The sequence below is a fragment of the Kytococcus schroeteri genome (assembly GCF_042433515.1).
GTDB lineage: Bacteria > Actinomycetota > Actinomycetes > Actinomycetales > Dermatophilaceae > Kytococcus > Kytococcus schroeteri.
Window position 1 is genome coordinate 1 of sequence record NZ_JBHLVH010000006.1, and the last position, 15,713, is coordinate 15,713.

Below are 15,713 nucleotides of genomic sequence, written 5' to 3' on the forward strand. Positions count from 1 at the left end.
CTACCGACTCCGCATGCTCCTCATCGGCGGAGGACTCACCCCATGACCCACGCTCAACTCCGAAGAGCCGGGAATCCCCACGCACACCTCAGCCCGCGCAGACGCCTCCACCGTGCCCTCCTCAGCGATCTCGAAGCGGCTCCACAGCGCAGGGTCCTCCCGGGGGTGCAGACCCACACGGACCGCCCTGCCGGAATCGGCCAGGGCACCGGCCACCCCCATCAACAACTCGGCCCCGGGGGCCGCCTCACCGGTCTCGTCGGGGTGGGTGACCGAGGTGGCGACGACAACGCTGCCGGGTTCCGACCTGTGAGCAGGAAGGTCGTCCAGCGCCGGGTTGCCGACGACCGCGACGTGGGAACGGGGAACCCCGAAATGGGCAGCAAAGACGCCGGCCTCATCCCCGGAACCTGCGGTCATGGCGACAAGGCGCGGACGCAGCTCGGCAGCTCCCGGTGCCTCCTCCGGAGTCAGGTAGGCGAGCGATGCAGCCACGACGGGGACATCGGACAGAGCACGGGCAACCCGTACAGGCCATTCCAAGGCCGAGTTGACCACCAACACGTCAGCACCCCAAGCAGCTGCCTCCGCGACAGTGACCACAGGGGTGGCGTCATCTTCCTCGAGGTGGCTGCGGTCCGGGACGACCATCGCGATCGTCCGACCGGCAACGGACGCCTCATCCAGAAGGTGCTCGATGTGGTAGGTCCCCCAGGGTTCAGAGGTGGCCACCAGGACGCGGACCGGGCGAGCGGCAGCCGCTGCGGCAACAGGCTGGATGGCGGCCCCGAGAGCGGCGCCACCGGTTGCGAGGAGGAAGTGTCGTCGGTGCATGCCGGCAACGTACGGAGCCAGCGTGAACACCCGGTTGCCCACGGACGAACCTCCGATGCGCTCGCCCCCCCCGATCACTCGTCCGCTTTGCCGCACCCACCACGACGCACGCATGGCCCGCCCCCTACCCTGCCCCCATGGAGACCCTCACCAAGACCGCCAACTCCCTGCTCCGCGGCACCGAGGACGTCGCCCTGTCCCCCATCAAGGGCATCTGGGTGGGCGGCAAGATCACTGCCGACGCCTCCGGTGTCTCGTTCGCCCCCAACGGCGTGAACAAGGCGATCCACCCGGTCGACACCACCTGGCACCTGGACTACGACCAGATCCGCGCCGTGCGCGTGCGGTTCGGCGTGGTCACCAAGATCGTGGAGCTGCACGCCGACGACGTGGTGGCCTCCTTCCGCTCCTACGGCGCGCGGAAGCTGGGCCAGGAGATCGCCGCCCGCGCCGGGGTCCCGCTGGAGGGCTGAGCCGGACCGCCCGGCCCGCCTACCCCTCGGTCGGCGCGCCCGCCGCGCCGCCCAGCCACCGCTCCAGCAGCGCCTCCCCGAGCCCGTCCGGCACCGGCCCCCACGCACCGAACACCTGGGCACTGACCAGGCCCACCAAGCCGGCCCACCACGTCATCGCTGCGGCCACCTCGTCCGCCGAGGCGTCGACCCCCAGCTCCGCCACGGCTTCCCGCGCGAACGGCACCAGGACATCGTCCCTACCGGTGGGCACGTCGCCCAGCCCGCCGGCAGCCACCAACTCGAGTACCCGCGCCATCACGCGCGTCCCGGGCCCGCCAGTGCGATCCGGCGACGCCGCGAAGCCCGGCACCGGCGTGCCGTAGAGCAGTCCCCACTCGGCCGGGTGCGCCACACCCCACGCCCGCACGGACCGGGCCAGGGTCCCCAACCGCGCCGCCGCGCCCGCCACCCCGGGACCGTCACCCGGCACCTCGGACAGCGCGTCGTCCACGGCATCGGCCAGGCCGTCGAACGCGTCCACCAGCAGCCGCGTGAGCAGCTCGTCGCGGCTGTCCACGTAGCGGTACACCGCCGAGCTCACCACCCCCACCTCGCGCGCCACCTCCCGCAGCGAGAGCGCCGCCGCGCCCCGCTCACGCAGCTGGGTGCGCCCGGCGGCCAGGATCGCCGCCTCCATTTGGGCCCGGGTGCGTCTGGTCATACGCGCAGTCTGGCAGCCGCTTTAGAGAGCAGTGCTCTTGCGCGCGCACCCCACCCGCCTCTACGCTGCGAGAGCAGTGCTCTCTACCGTCCACCCACGCCCCGGAGCCCCCCCGTGCACGTCCTACTCACCGGTGCCGGCCAGATCGGCCAAGCCCTCGTCCCCCACCTGCTCGCCCGAGGCGACCCCGTCACCGTCCTGCGCGCCAGCGGCCCCGACCTGCCCGGCACCACCACGGTGCGCGGCGACGCGGGCGACCGCGCCCTGCTGGCACGGCTCACCGCATCGACCCCGCCCGATGCGGTGGTGCACACGGTGCACGCGGCCTACGACCACCGCGTCTGGCGCGCCGAGCTGCCACCCCGCGAGCAGGCGGTGATGGATGTGGCCGCGGGCCTGGGCATCCCGGTGGTGTTCCCCGAGTCCGTCTACGCCTGGGGCGATGCCGCCCGCGACCTCACCGAGGGCACTCCCCTCGCGCCGACCACACCCCTGGGCCAGGTGCGCGCCGAGCTGCTCGCCGCTCGCGCGGCGCACCCGGCGCGGACGCTCAGCATCGTGGCCGCCGACCTCATCGGCCCCACCGCCACCACCAGCGGCTCGGTGGCCACGGCTCTGGTGGTGCGCCCGGCGGCGGCCGGCCGGCGCGTGTGGTTCCCCGGCGACCCCGACGCACCTCACGCGCTGACCCACCTGCCGGACCTGGCCCGCGCCCTGCGCCACGCCGCCGCCCACGCCGAACACCTCGCCCCCGGCGGCGATGCCGTGATCCACGCCCCCACCCCGCCCTCGCGCAGCATGGCCGCCCTGGCCGATGCGGCGGCAACGGCCACCGGCGCCGGCCGGGCCCGGGTGACGCGGCTGCCCACGTGGCCGCTGGCCGTGGCGGGCCTGGCCGACGCGACCATGCGCGAGCTGCACCGCATGCGCTACCTCTGGACGCAGCCGTCCCACCTGCGGCCCGGGACGCTCACTACAGAGGAAGGACTGGCGGCGAGCGCGTGGGAGGACGTGGTGGCGGGGGGCGGTGACGCCCGGCCGGGGTAGCCACTGATGCCTCTGCGCCTGGACGGCCGCCCCGCTTGCCACCCCACCCCGCCGGCCACGCTGGAACCCATGAGCCAGCACCCCCCAGAGCCCGCTCCGGCGGCGGCATGTTCCCGTTCCCCCACCGCTCGTGGCAGACCAAGGGCGGCTCCCGCGTGGTGGTCGGCGGCTGCTGCCTGCCCATCCCGCCCGGCTTCTGCGCCCTCGTGGCCGCCGGCGGCGCGATGTCCCACCACGTCATCACCAGCGGTACCGGCCCGGCCTGACGCGCCACGAGGGAGGTTGTCGGCCCCGTCGCCTACGGTGGCCGGTAAGACCGCCACCGCCGTCAGGAGAACCGGGCATGACCAGCCAGCACGGCGTGACCGACGCCGCCGTCATCGAGTACTTCGCACGGGTCCTGCAGCGAGGCCAACTCGATGAGGTGACCTTCGGCGACGACAGGTTCGTGGCCGTTCCCCGAGCCGACCTGCGTTTGGGCTGCCTGCCGCAGGAAAAGACCGACAAGCTGTTCTCCCGCAAGAAGACCAAGGCCCCGATCCCCGTGGTCGTCTCGCTCCTGTCGCTGCAGATCGGAGGCGGCAAGCACTCCGGCCTCGTGCTCCTGGCCGCCTCCCTCCGCCCCGACGGCACCCTCGACCCCGTGGTGGAGACGGGTAGCTCACCGTGGATCCCCGCCGAACGGCTGAACTCACCCCAGGTGACGGGCCGCGAGGTGATGCTGGGGGACCAGGAGGCCTTCTGGTCGGCCTTCCACGGGCCGTTGAGTGCCGAGGTCTCGCAGGTGGAGACCTTTGGCGATGCCGTGGACCTCGCCGATGCGTTGACCAAGGAGGTCACGGGCCTCGCGCCCCAGGAGTTCGCCACCCGCCGCTCCACCAGCCGGACGATGCTGGAGGCAGACACCTGCTACGTCATGGAGTTCGAGCGCATCAACGCCGCCCGTTCCCTGTTGGAGCTCTACGACCACATGCAGCGCACCGGGGAGCGCGGCCTGGCCTCCCGCCTCGTCCTGGGCGCCCCGGACAAGCACCACGAACGCGACATCCACGTGGGGGACGGCCTCCTCACGCGCGCACTCGCGGCCTGCGGATCCATGAGTGACGGGTTCCCCCTCACCCCCTCGCAACGACGCGCCGTCCACGGCTTTCTCACCGACGGCGACGGCGACGTCACAGCCGTCAGCGGACCACCCGGCACGGGCAAGACCACCATGCTGCAGGCCGTGGTGGCCTCGACCCTCACCCAACGAGCAATCGACGGGGAGCCGCCGCCCCTCATCGTGGGCACGTCCACCAACAACCAGGCCGTCACCAACATCATCGACGCCTTCGCCTCGGTGACCAAGGAGGAGCCCGGCCCGCTCGACCACCGGTGGCTGCCCCAGGCCCAGGACGGTGCAGCCGGTGACACCCCGATGACGTCACTGGCCGTCTACTGTCCGTCCAAGGCCAAGTGGAACGAGGCAGCCCGCAAGTACCTGGTAGAGGACGACCGCCGCGCCGGTGTCTACGCCGACCACAGCGATGAGGCGTACCTCGAGGCTGCACGCGATCGATTCGTGACCAAGGCGTTCGCGTACTTCGGCAGCGCCTCCGACGTTGCCGGGCTGCGGACGCTCCTCCACGAGGCGCTCTGCGAGGTGGACGAGACGCGCCGGCGGCTCCTGGCCACCATAGCCACCGAGGGCCCCGGCACCCGTTACGCCGACCTCTGCCAACGCGTCCTGACGAACCCGCTGCTGTCCGGCCTCGAGCACCTCACCGAGCTACCCATGTGCCGGGACCTGGAGTCCCTCGACGCGGAACTCGATCGAACCCTGCGGTACGCCGCCTTCTGGCTGGCCGTGCACTACTACGAGGCGTACTGGTTGGAGGCGGAGTTCCTGTCCTCGGACGAGCGGTGGAAGAACACCCGGCGCACCATGGACACCTACTGGTCCCAGGCACCGGCGCTCACCCCGTGCTTCGTGATGACGGCCTACCAGGTGCCCAAGTACTTCGCGCTCTATGCCAAGACGGGTGAACCGCGACCGTTCGACATCGGGCGCATCGACCTGCTGATCGTGGACGAGGCCGGGCAGGTGGACACCCCCGTGGGCCTCCCACCCTTCGCACTGGCCAAGCGCGCCCTGGTGGTGGGTGACACCAAGCAGTTGGCACCCGTGTGGTCCCTGGACGACGTGACCGACCAAGAGGTGGCCGGCAGCACCGGCGTCTCGGCCGAGGACTGGGACCGCCTGCTGAAGCCACGTGGCCTGACCTGTTCCCAACCATCCAGCCTCATGGCAGCCGCGAGCAACGCCTCACGGTGGGTGTACGGCGAGGTCTCCGCACCGCAGCCGGGCCTGTTCCTCGCCGAGCACTTCCGGTGCCACCCACGGATCATCGGGTTGTGCAACGAGCTGCTCTACGACGGGTTGCTCAACCCACGGCGCAAGGAGGAGCAGTCGCCCTTGCACGGGGTGGCCGAGCCCTTCCAGTTCCGGGAGGTGCCTGACTCAAGCGACAAGCGGGAGGGGACGAGCCGCAAGAACGTGGCCGAGGCTGGAGCCATCGCTCGCTGGGTGGTGGACAACTTCGACGCCTTGCACGAGGTCTACATCGACCGCCAGGAGGACCCCAACAAGCGGCCCAAGCCGGAGGAGATCATCGGCGTGGTGACGCCGTTCAGCGCCCAGGCGCGCGCCGTGAGAACTGCTCTGCGCCAGGCGACACAGTCGCTGCCGGTCGGATCACACATCCCGTCCGGCCTGCCAGAGGCTCTGACCGTGGGCACGGCCCACCGGCTGCAGGGGGCCGAGCGGCCGGTGATCCTCTTCTCTGCGGTCTACGGGCAGAGCGAGGGGACGGCCAGCTTCATCGACGGCAACCCTGAGCTGCTCAACGTCGCCGTGTCCCGCGCCAAGGACCTGCTGGTCGTCTTCGGCGCCGAACGGCGGTGGAACAACGGTCCGGCCTTCAGCCTGATCTCCCAGTACGCCACGCGGACCACGCTCGACATCGGGGAAGAGCCCGAGCCCCCGGCGGAGCCGCAGCCGCTGGTTCCCACCCCGGCACCGACGCCGACCTACACCGTGGCCCAGCCTGCCGACCTGCCGATCCGCGAAAAGGTCTCTGAGCCGGTGACCACCTCCACGGGCGGCTCCACCCGGATGACCTTTGCCACCCTGCGGGAGGCCAACCCCGCGCCAGAGCCCGGTTCAACGTCCCCGACAGCACCTGGGGGCGAGGCCGAGGACCGGGGCGAGGCGCTTCCCGTGTCAGGCCTGCTCAAGCAGTGGGCGTCCTCCGGCCACCTCCTTCCGGAAGACAGCGGCCTCACAGCGGCAGCCTTCAACCTGCGGCTGCACACGGCGGGCATCCTCGCCGGCGAGCCGGGGGCCTGGACCGTCACGGCGGCCGGGGAGATGGTCGGTGTCACCACCGAGCCGCGGACCGGGAGAGACGGCTCGCCCTACGACGTCATCCTGTACGGACCCCAAGCCCAGGAGGGGCTGCTGCGGCTGTACCGGGCAGGACGGATCTGACGACCGCTGGCGCAAAGTGCAGACCTGCACATCCCAGCCTGGGGCTGCTACTTTTTGCGCAGGAAAAGTAGCACGCCTGAGTCGAGGTCGCTCCCATGACACTTTTCAACCCCACACCCGCCGAGAAGGCCGTGACCCAGGCGATCGCAGAGCTCCGGGCTGGGCGTCCGGCCTCGGAGAGCCGCCACCTTGATCTGAAGTCGGCCACCACCCGTCACGGCGCCCCCGTGCCCGACCCAGCGCGTGATCCTGCGCTGGTACGCCAGCTGGCCCCAGAGGTCGCCTGCATGGCCAACACACCCGGCGGAGGGGCCCTGGTCCTCGGAGTCGGGGACGACAACACCCTTGAGGGCACGACGGCCCACGCCGAGTGGCTCCGCCGCGAGATCTACACCCAGCTGCAGAGTCGAGTCACCTGTGACGTGCGCGAGGTCTTCGTCCACGAGCACCGTCTCCTGGTGCTCCTGGTCCCGGAGGCGGTGGAACCCGTCAAAGTCAAGGGACGAATCCAGTGGCGCATCGACGACGGGTGCCACGAGGTGGACGCCAGCACATGGCGTGCGCGCATGGACCACGCGCGACGAGTGGACTGGTCCGCGCGATCGAGCCAGCTGCCCACGTCTCGTGTTCGCCCCAGCGGAATGGCAGCGGTTCGCACCTTCCTGGAGGACACGCGCGAGACCGCCGCCAGAGACCTGGCTCAGCTGCCCGACGAGGACCTCCTCCGCCGCCTCAACGCCGTGGACGTGGACGGATTCCTCACGAACGCCGCAGCCCTCCTGTTCGTGGGCTGGGGCCCGGAGCACAACATGCTCGACTACATCCGCCGGGACCACGCGGGTGGAGACAGCCGCGAGCGCCTCCACCGCACGGGCCTGTCCCTCGCGGAAGAGCTCCAGGAGGTCCTCCGCACCTGCCGCTCGTTCAATCCCCTGAGGCACACGGGTGACGGCCCCGCTGTCGGCCAGGTGCGCGAGATCCCCGAGCGGCCCCTCCGTGAGGCCATCATCAACGGTGTCGCCCATCGCGACTGGGCCATCCAGCAACCCACCACGATCGAGCACGTCGGAGCCACGCTCCAGGTGACCAGTCCGGGTGGATTCATGCCCGGCATCACACCCGACAACGTCATCCACCAGCCGTCGACCTCCCGCAACACAGCACTCACCGAACTTCTGGCCGCCATCCGAGTGGCAGAGAGGGAGGGCATCGGCATCGACCGCATGTACCAGGACATGCTGTCCCACGGCCACCCCGAACCCAGCCTCCAGGAGCTCGCCACGGGCGCGGTGCGCACGCGGCTTGTCGCGAACGTCAGTGACCAGGGGTGGTTGGAGTGGCTCCACCTGATGGACCAGTCATGGGCGGTCCTGGATCTCGACACCCTGATGACCCTCCGGCAACTCGTGACGCGAGGGTGGACTGATCACCTGCGACTCGCCCCCTACGTGCAACGGCCTCCAGGGGAGACGATCCCGCTGTTGCAGCGCGTCGCCGAGCTCACCATGGGCGGCGATGCCGTGACCACGATGCTGAGCAGCACCCCCGCGGGTGGGACGCCGGCAATGACGCTGAGCAAGGGGGCACTCCGCGCCTTGGCGCACGCGGACAGCCGAAGTGCCTACCCCGTCGAACGATCGACGCGCCCCACGCTGGCACTCGACTTCGCCCGGAGCCGTGGCCGGATCAGCAGCTCCGAGTTGGGCGAGATGACCGGGATCGCCAGCCAGACTGCTGGGCGGGTCCTCCGTGACCTCGAGGAACAGGGTGAACTCCTGCCGAGCCGGGCCAACCGCCGAGGTGCGGGCTTCCACTACCTGCCCGCTCCACCTCGCGAGGACTCCCACGCCTGACTCCGCCACCTACCATGCCCCCCCATGGAGACCCTCACCAAGACCGCCAACTCCCTGCTCCGCGGCACCGAGGACGTCGCCCTGTCCCCCATCAAGGGCATCTGGGTGGGCGGCAAGATCACCGCCGACGCCTCCGGTGTCTCGTTCGCCCCCAACGGCGTGAACAAGGCGATCCACCCGGTCGACACCACCTGGCACCTGGACTACGACCAGATCCGCGCCGTGCGCGTGCGGTTCGGCGTGGTCACCAAGATCGTGGAGCTGCACGCCGACGACGTGGTGGCCTCCTTCCGCTCCTACGGCGCGCGGAAGCTGGGCCAGGAGATCGCCGCCCGCGCCGGGGTGCCGCTGGAGGGCTGACTCAGCCGCGCCCCTCCCGTTGTCCACAGGGTGCGCCGGCACGCCAGCGGGGCTCCTGCCACCCCTGCCACGCTGCCGGGCATGAACCGCACCGTCGCGCTCACCGTCATCGCCGCCACCACGGCCCTGCTCTCCGCGGGCTGCTCCGCCGCGGACTCCGCTGAGCCGTCCGCGCCGGCGGAGGAGTCCACCAGCCAGAGTCCCTCGCCCCAGGAAGCCCGCCCCATGGAGGGCGAGGTCGTCTGGGCGTCCCCGGAGCTGGTGGTCACCCGGGTCGCAGGACCGAAGGACGCCGAGCTGACCGGTTACTCCCCGGACGGGGAACGCCTGTGGAGCCGCAGCCGGTTCGAGCGCATCGGCAGCGGCGTGTGGTTCTGGGAGGCCGATGGGGTGCTCGCCGTCCGTGACGCCTACCTGGACGACGGGACCCGCACCACCCTCGCCCTGCTGGACCCCCGCACCGGCGAGGTGGTGGCCGCCGACAGCGCGGAGGGAGACACCGGTGACCTGCCGAGCGCCGAGGAGCGCCTGACGAAGCGCACCCGGGACTGGGCCACCACCCAGGACGCCGTCAGGGCAGCCCACGGCGGGCCCCGCGTGTTCGTGGACGCCGACACGCTCTCGCACCCCGTGGCCGTGGTCCACGCGCTCGACTGGGTGAAGGCCACCAACATGCAGACCGGCGAGGAGACCGCCATCGCGTGCGAGGACGGCTCCACCGTGCTGCCCACTGCGGTCACCTGGCTCCGGGCGGACGGCGCCTACGCGCAGCTGGACGAGCGCATCGTGCTGGACACGCGGTCCATGGAGGTCTCCTGCTTCGGCGCAGAGGAGGACGAGGACCTCCTGGTGGAGGACGTCTCTGCCGAGGGGCACGTGCTCCAGCGCGACGACGTGGACGTGCTCCAGCGGGGCGGGAAGCTCTCCGTGGTGACCCTGCAGGGCGGTGTCGTGTGGACCGCCCCCGAGGCCCTCGGCACGGTCATCGGGGCCAGGTTCGTGGACGAGGACACCCTCGCGGTGAGCGAGCGCGAGGGACAGAACGTGACCACGCACGTGGTGGAGCTGGAGGGCTGACCTACCCCCGCGGCACGGCCACGGCCACCCACACCGCCGCCCCCACGGCCAGCGCCACCACCACGCCCACGAGACCGCCCCACCCGGCGCCGCCCCAGGCGAACCCGCCAGCGTACCCCACCACGGAGCTGCCCGCGTAGTACGCAAGCGTGTACAGCGACGTGCTCTGCGCCCGCCCCTGCGTGGCCAGCACGCCGGTCCACCCCGAGGCCACCGAGTGCGCGGCGAAGAACCCGGTGGTGAACACCACCAGGCCGGCCACCACCAGCGGCAGCCACGGGGTCAACGTCACCAGCGCGCCGGCCACCGTCAGCCCCACCGAGCCCAGCAGCACCGGCAGCCGGCCGTGGCGCCCCGCCATCGAGCCGGCGACGGGCGCCGAGAAGGTGCCCGAGAGGTAGGCCAGGAACAGCAGGCTCACCGCCCCCACCGAGAGGTGCCACGGCGGTCCCTCCAGCCGGAAACCCAGGTAGTTGTACATGGCCACGAAGCCGCCCATGAGCAGGAAGGCCGTCGCGTAGAGGGCCAGCAGCGCGGGGCGGCGCAGGTGGGCGGCGCAGGTGCGCGCCACCGATGCCGGGGACGACGTCTGCCGTTGGAAACCCCGCGGCGCCGGCGGCAGCAGGAACGACGCGGTGGTGGCCACGGCGGCCAGCACTGCCACGGCACCGATGCCGGCGCGCCACCCCATCGCGTCACCCACCGGTGCGGCCACCAGGCGTCCCAGCAGCCCACCGATGCTCGTGCCCGCCACGTACGTGCCGGCGGCCACGGCCGTGACACGGGCGTCCACCTCCTCGCCCAGATAGGCCACGGCCAGCGCCGCCACCCCGCCCAGCGCGGCCCCCTCGGCCACGCGGAGGGCCAGCATCAGCTCGAACCAGGGGCACCACGGCACCGCCAGGCCCAGCACGGTGCCGGCCACCAGCGCGATGCGGATGGCGCGCAGACGGCCGATGCGGTCGGCCACGAGCGACCACGGCAGCACCGCGAGCGCCAGGCCGAGCGTGGCCGCGGAGACGGTGAGCGCGGCCTGCGAGGCGGGCACGCCCAGGTCGGCAGCCAGCAGCGGGAGCACGCCCTGGGGCGAGTACAGCTGCGCGAAGCACGCGATGCCCGCGGCGAACAGGGCGGCCTGGATGCGGCGGTAGCCCGGGGTCCCCTTGGCGTGGCCCGACCAGCGGTCGGCGGCGGAGGCGGTGGGGGTGGGCACGGCATCGAGGGTAGGCGGGGCGGGTGGCAGGCCGAGGGGGCGCCCCGGGCACCGTCTTCGACCACTTCTCGCCGTCGTACTTCGTGTACTGGGCCAGGAAGAGCGACTCCTCGCCCTGGGTGGGCACGTCGCGGGCCGTGGTCTGCAGCTCCAGGGTCAGTGCGGCATCGGTCACGGTGACCCCCTGACCGGTGGGCTCGTGCGACCAGTACTCGCGCGCGTCGATGGTGCCGATGCGCACGGCCAGCTGGTGGCCCTTCGCGAGCGTCCACTCGACGTCCCGCAGGTCCACGGCGTGCCGGCCACCGTCCGCGGCCAGGCCACGGCCACGGCCTGGGCGAGGCGGGTGGGTGTTCATCCACATGTTCTACATAGGGGTTGTCTTTGTTGAGATGTGTGTACTAGTATTGCTGGTGACGGAGGGGACGACCGACGACACCGGGAGGGGGTGCGAGATGGCCGCCGTCACGCACGATGCAGCGCCACCGGCACCACCGCCCCCGGCGGGTCCGGTCAGCACCGGCCCGCCGGATGGCGCAACTCCGGGGAGCGGGGCACTGGGCCGGGCCCACGACGCGGTAGCACGCGCTCACGAGGCGGCGGACGCGCTGATCCGGGCCGTGGCCTCGCTCGGCGAGGCGGCCTCCACGCTCGGCCCCCAAGAGCTCGAGTGGCTGGTGGAGCAGACGCAGGCCCTGGCCAACCGGCACGACCGCGTGCGCTCCCGCGCGCTCGACGTGGTGCGACGGACCCGGGAGGCGGGTCGCGCCGGCCACGACGACGACGCGCAGTTCACCGCCGGACGCACCCGCACGGACCGACGGTCGGCCTCCGAGGACGAGCGACTCGCCCGCGCCCTGGGCAACCACGCGCCCGCCGAGCCCGAGGACGTCGACACGGGTGAGCCGAACGGGCCGGGCAGCGCGGGCAGCGGCGACCGTGGCGAAGGGGCCGGACGGCGCCAGTCCCCCACTGCCGACGCCTGGGACGCGGGCCGCATCACGCGCCAGCAGGCGCGCATCATCACCAGCGCGCTGGAGGACCTGCCCGAGGACGTGACGCCCGAGGAGCGGCTCCGGATCGAGACGAGGCTGGTGCGCAAGGCGCAACGGATGTCACCGGGCCAACTGCGGCGTGAGGCCCGGCGCTGCCTGCAGGAGCTGGACCGAACCGCTGCCGAGGTGGACGCCCACCACGACGCGGTGGTGCGCTCGGAGGAGGAGGCCGCCTGGGAGGCCGCGAGCTTCTGGATGGTCGACCGCGGGGACGGCACGAGCTACGGCCAGTTCGTGCTGCCCACGCTGCAGGCGCGCATGCTCGGCAAGGCCCTGCAGGCCGCCACCGCGCCGCGACGACTGGCCCACCAGCAGCGCCAGCAGTCAGCGACCCGGGGCGCGGCGGACGACGCGGGCACGGGGCCGCTCGAGGGCGAGCCCGGACTCCCCGAGCCGGCCGGCGACGAGCTCACGGGCACAGCCTGGAGGGACCAGCAGATCGACTGGTCCCACGAGCGGGGCAAGGCGTTCGCCGAGCTGATCGACCACCTGCCGACCGACCACCTGGGGTCGAAGATCAACGCGATCCTGCTGGTGACCACCGACCTCGAGACCCTGCGAGGCGAGACCGACCGGACCGGCATCACCGACACCGGAGACGACGTCTCGGCCGGGCAGGTGCGGCGGCTCGCGAGCAATGCCGGGATCATCCCGGTGGTCATGGGCGGCGAGTCGCTGCCTCTCGACCTGGGGCGCCAGTCGCGCTCCTTCACCGACGGCCAGCGGGCAGCGTTGGCCACGCGGTACCGCGAGTGCGCCGCGGAGGACTGCGATCGACCGTTCTCCTGGTGCGAGATCCATCATGACCAGCCGTGGGCACCAGTGCGGGGGCCGGGCGGCGAGGTACTCGACCCCGGCGGCGGGGCGACCGACCTGACCAACGGGATCCCGCTGTGCGGGCGACACCACCGACGACTCAGTGACCCGACCGTGCGCCACGTGGTGCACCGGGCACCCGACGGCACTGCCGTGGTGGGGTTCCGACCATGAGGGCTCCCATTCGCCCGCACCACACGCCCACTGGGGCCGTGGGGCCGTGGGGCCGTGGGGCCGTGGGGCCGTGGGGCCGTGGGGCCGTGGGGCCGTGGGCACAGCCTGCCCGACCGGCCCCGCTGCGTACTCTGGGCCGATGATCGAGCCGCCGGAGTTCCAGGGCGATGCGCCTCGCCAGACGCCCGCCCAGCGCCGCCAGAAGCGGGTGGCTGGCGCCAGCATCGCGGGGCTGGTGGTGTTCCTGCTCGCATTCTGGGTGCTGGGGCACACCTGGCCGTCCCCCACCAGCCCGGAGGGATGGGGGTCCTTCCTCGTGTGCGTCGGCCTGGGGGCCATGGCCTTTGGCGCCGGACTCGCCCTGCGGGACCCCGACGAGGTGCGCCGCGAGGACGACGACCCGGAGCGCGGCATCGTCTGACCTGCCCACGGCCCGACCTGTCCGCACGTCATCGCGGCGGCTGGCCCTGTCGCTGCTGGTGCACCGCGGCGCCGCGGCGGCCACGCTGCCCGGCATCATGGCCGCCCTGGCCGACGCCGGGGTCACCGTGCACGGCGACGAGGCGGTGCGCGGCTACGCCGAGGCGGCCGGCGCCACGTGAGTGCCGGTCACCGACGACCGGGCCGCGGCACGGCGCTTCACCGCCGAGGTGGACGCGGCCGCCGTGCTGGTGAACGCCTCCACCCGGTTCACCGACGGCGGCGAGTTCGGGTTCGGGGCGGAGATCGGCATCTCCACGCAGAAGCTGCACGCACGCGGGCCGATGGCGCTGCCGGAGCTGACCACCACCAAGTGGGTCGTGGAGGGCGACGGCCAGGTGCGCTGAGCCGGCGCGCCCCGGGTCGGCGCACACGCCATCGGGCCGGGCGCGTTCCCGTCCGCCGCGTCGCGTCGCGGTCTTCGGGAACGCACCCGGCCCGTGGTGCCGGTGCCGGCCTCAGGCCAGCGAGGCCCGCGGGGCGCCGATGCCCGGGTCGATCTTCGGCACGTCCCCGGCGCCGGGCCGGATGTCGATGTCGAAGATCTCCGTGGGCAGGTAGACCGTGGCGCACGCGTTGGGGATGTCCACCACGCCCGAGAAGCGGCCCTCGATCGGCGCGGCACCCAGCAGCAGGTAGGCCTGCTCCTTGGACCAGCCGAAGGTGCTCAGGTAGTCGATGGCGTGCAGGCAGGCCCGCTGGTAGGCCAGGTGCGAGTCGAGGTACCGCTGCTCGCCGTCCAGCGTCACCGAGGTGCCCGAGAAGCTGAGCCACTGGCTGTAGCGCGGCTCCACGTTGCCCGGCATGAAGATCGCGTTCTCGGTGACCCCGTACTTCTCCATGCCGCCGGGGATGACGTCCACGTGGAAGTCGATGAAGCCACCCATCTCGATGCCGCCGCAGAAGGTGATCTCGCCGTCGCCCTGGCTGAAGTGCAGGTCGCCCACGGAGAAGTTCGCGCCGTCCACGAACACCGGGTAGAACACGCGCGTGCCCTTGGACAGGTTCTTGATGTCCTGGTTTCCGCCGTTCTCACGCGGCGGGGCGGTGCGGGCGGCCTCGCCGGCCACGCGGTCGTAGTCTCCCTGCGGAACACCACCGAGGATGGCGTCCTTCGGCTGCGGCGGCAGGGCCAGCGGCGGCACGCGCTCGGGGTCGGTGGCGATCAGCGCGGCCTCGCGGGTGTTCCACTTCCCCAGCAGCTCCGCGGAGGGCGCGGTGCCCATGAGACCCGGGTGGATGATGCCGGTGAAGCTCACGCCCGGCACGTGGCGGGACGTGGCGGTCTGGCCGGTGAAGTCCCACACGGCCTTGTACGCGTCCGGGAACTCGTCGGTAAGGAAGGAGCCACCGTTCTTCTTGGCGAAGATGCCGGTGTAGCCCCAGCCCTGGCCGGCCAGCGGGCCCTCCTCCTGCGGGATCGGGCCCACGTCGAGGATGTCGACCACCAGCAGGTCACCGGGCTTGGCGCCCTCCACCCGGAACGGGCCGGAGAGGGTGTGCACCTTGTCCAGCGGCGCGTCGCGGATGTCCTCGGCGGAGTCGTCGTTCTTCATGAACCCGTCGAACCACTCGCGGCAGTCCACGCGGAACGTGTCGCCCGGCTTGACGGTGGCCACCGGCGGGATCTCGGGGTGCCACCGGTTGTGGCCCAGCTTCTCCTGCTCGGTGAAGGACTTGGCGGAGTCCAGCGGGAAGATGTTCTTCGGCATCACGTGCTCCTTCCGGGGGCCGCCCCGGACCTCCCGGAGCGGTGGCGTGGGGGTGCTCAGGGGCGAGGCAGCTTGGCGTGCCGCGGGTCGCGGCTCACCGGGGTGGCGCGGCGGTTTCCCGCGCCGGGCACGGCATCGACCACCTGGGGGGCGTGCGCGGTGGCCTCGGTGGACTCGATGAGGCGCGCCCGCGGGTCGTTGCCGCGGCCGATGCGGGGCGAGGAGATGAGCCGGCGCGCGGCGGCCCCGCAGGTGGGGCAGGCGATGGGCTCGTCGGCGCGGGCGAGCGGCACCTGCACCTCGCCCTCGTGGGCGGCCTCGCAACGGACGGCGTACAACGGCACCTCGGCCTCCTGACGATGGGGCGTGGCTCGGTCGGGCGGGACC

At 72.2% G+C, this 15,713-nt stretch carries 14 protein-coding genes and 1 pseudogene; 10 read left to right on the forward strand and 5 right to left on the reverse strand.

Going from position 1 to position 15,713, the window contains the following annotated elements; genetic code table 11:
* Entirely contained in the window at positions 1-876 is an 876-nt protein-coding gene (locus ACFFHC_RS03445) for a hypothetical protein (protein ID WP_379803108.1), read from the reverse strand.
* Between the two features lie 95 nt (positions 877-971).
* Here ACFFHC_RS03445 and ACFFHC_RS03450 point away from each other — a divergent pair, with 95 nt between their 5' ends.
* Positions 972-1,307: a hypothetical protein gene (locus ACFFHC_RS03450; RefSeq protein ID WP_379803111.1), complete on the forward strand. Its 336-nt coding sequence runs from the start codon at positions 972-974 to the stop codon at positions 1,305-1,307.
* Between the two features lie 19 nt (positions 1,308-1,326).
* Here the strand turns inward: ACFFHC_RS03450 and ACFFHC_RS03455 are convergent, their stop codons facing one another.
* Complete coding sequence (locus ACFFHC_RS03455) at positions 1,327-2,010, reverse strand: TetR/AcrR family transcriptional regulator (RefSeq protein WP_379803115.1); 684 nt, start codon at positions 2,008-2,010, stop codon at positions 1,327-1,329.
* Between the two features lie 114 nt (positions 2,011-2,124).
* Between ACFFHC_RS03455 and ACFFHC_RS03460 the strand changes: the two genes are divergently transcribed.
* The 6 genes from ACFFHC_RS03460 to ACFFHC_RS03485 all read left to right on the forward strand — a co-directional run bounded on the left by ACFFHC_RS03460 (position 2,125) and on the right by ACFFHC_RS03485 (position 9,876).
* Positions 2,125-3,057, forward strand: coding sequence for an NAD-dependent epimerase/dehydratase family protein (locus tag ACFFHC_RS03460; RefSeq protein WP_379803118.1), 933 nt, complete (start codon positions 2,125-2,127; stop codon positions 3,055-3,057).
* Between the two features lie 107 nt (positions 3,058-3,164).
* Positions 3,165-3,323 carry a hypothetical protein gene (locus tag ACFFHC_RS03465; RefSeq protein WP_168168525.1) on the forward strand — a complete coding sequence of 53 codons (159 nt, stop codon included), beginning with the start codon at positions 3,165-3,167 and terminating at the stop codon, positions 3,321-3,323.
* A 77-nt stretch (positions 3,324-3,400) separates the two neighbouring features.
* Positions 3,401-6,586, forward strand: coding sequence for a DEAD/DEAH box helicase (locus tag ACFFHC_RS03470; RefSeq protein ID WP_070706056.1), 3,186 nt, complete (start codon positions 3,401-3,403; stop codon positions 6,584-6,586).
* 95 nt (positions 6,587-6,681) lie between these two features.
* Positions 6,682-8,439 carry an RNA/DNA-binding domain-containing protein gene (locus tag ACFFHC_RS03475; protein WP_070706054.1) on the forward strand — a complete coding sequence of 586 codons (1,758 nt, stop codon included), beginning with the start codon at positions 6,682-6,684 and terminating at the stop codon, positions 8,437-8,439.
* Between the two features lie 24 nt (positions 8,440-8,463).
* Positions 8,464-8,799 carry a hypothetical protein gene (locus ACFFHC_RS03480; RefSeq protein ID WP_379803111.1) on the forward strand — a complete coding sequence of 112 codons (336 nt, stop codon included), beginning with the start codon at positions 8,464-8,466 and terminating at the stop codon, positions 8,797-8,799.
* 81 nt (positions 8,800-8,880) lie between these two features.
* Positions 8,881-9,876 carry a hypothetical protein gene (locus ACFFHC_RS03485; protein ID WP_379803124.1) on the forward strand — a complete coding sequence of 332 codons (996 nt, stop codon included), beginning with the start codon at positions 8,881-8,883 and terminating at the stop codon, positions 9,874-9,876.
* A 1-nt stretch (position 9,877) separates the two neighbouring features.
* Here the strand turns inward: ACFFHC_RS03485 and ACFFHC_RS03490 are convergent, their stop codons facing one another.
* Entirely contained in the window at positions 9,878-11,089 is a 1,212-nt protein-coding gene (locus ACFFHC_RS03490) for an MFS transporter (RefSeq protein WP_379803127.1), read from the reverse strand.
* A 620-nt stretch (positions 11,090-11,709) separates the two neighbouring features.
* Here ACFFHC_RS03490 and ACFFHC_RS03495 point away from each other — a divergent pair.
* From ACFFHC_RS03495 to ACFFHC_RS03505, 3 genes and pseudogenes are all read left to right on the forward strand, one after another.
* Positions 11,710-13,134, forward strand: coding sequence for an HNH endonuclease signature motif containing protein (locus ACFFHC_RS03495; protein WP_238138195.1), 1,425 nt, complete (start codon positions 11,710-11,712; stop codon positions 13,132-13,134).
* Positions 13,135-13,273: 139 nt separating this feature from the next.
* A complete protein-coding gene (locus ACFFHC_RS03500) occupies positions 13,274-13,555 on the forward strand; it encodes a hypothetical protein (RefSeq protein WP_141495007.1) in 282 nt (93 codons plus the stop codon).
* Positions 13,556-13,565: 10 nt separating this feature from the next.
* Positions 13,566-13,961, forward strand: a pseudogene (locus tag ACFFHC_RS03505) (glutamate-5-semialdehyde dehydrogenase); the annotation flags it as partial.
* A 111-nt stretch (positions 13,962-14,072) separates the two neighbouring features.
* Here ACFFHC_RS03505 and fmdA read toward each other — a convergent pair.
* Together fmdA and ACFFHC_RS03515 are read right to left on the reverse strand one after the other, a co-directional pair.
* Positions 14,073-15,326 (reverse strand): formamidase, encoded by a 1,254-nt coding sequence (gene fmdA, locus ACFFHC_RS03510; protein ID WP_070703677.1) that lies wholly within the window; start codon positions 15,324-15,326, stop codon positions 14,073-14,075.
* Between the two features lie 56 nt (positions 15,327-15,382).
* Positions 15,383-15,670: an FmdB family zinc ribbon protein gene (locus ACFFHC_RS03515; protein ID WP_070703675.1), complete on the reverse strand. Its 288-nt coding sequence runs from the start codon at positions 15,668-15,670 to the stop codon at positions 15,383-15,385.
* Positions 15,671-15,713 lie beyond the last annotated feature (43 nt).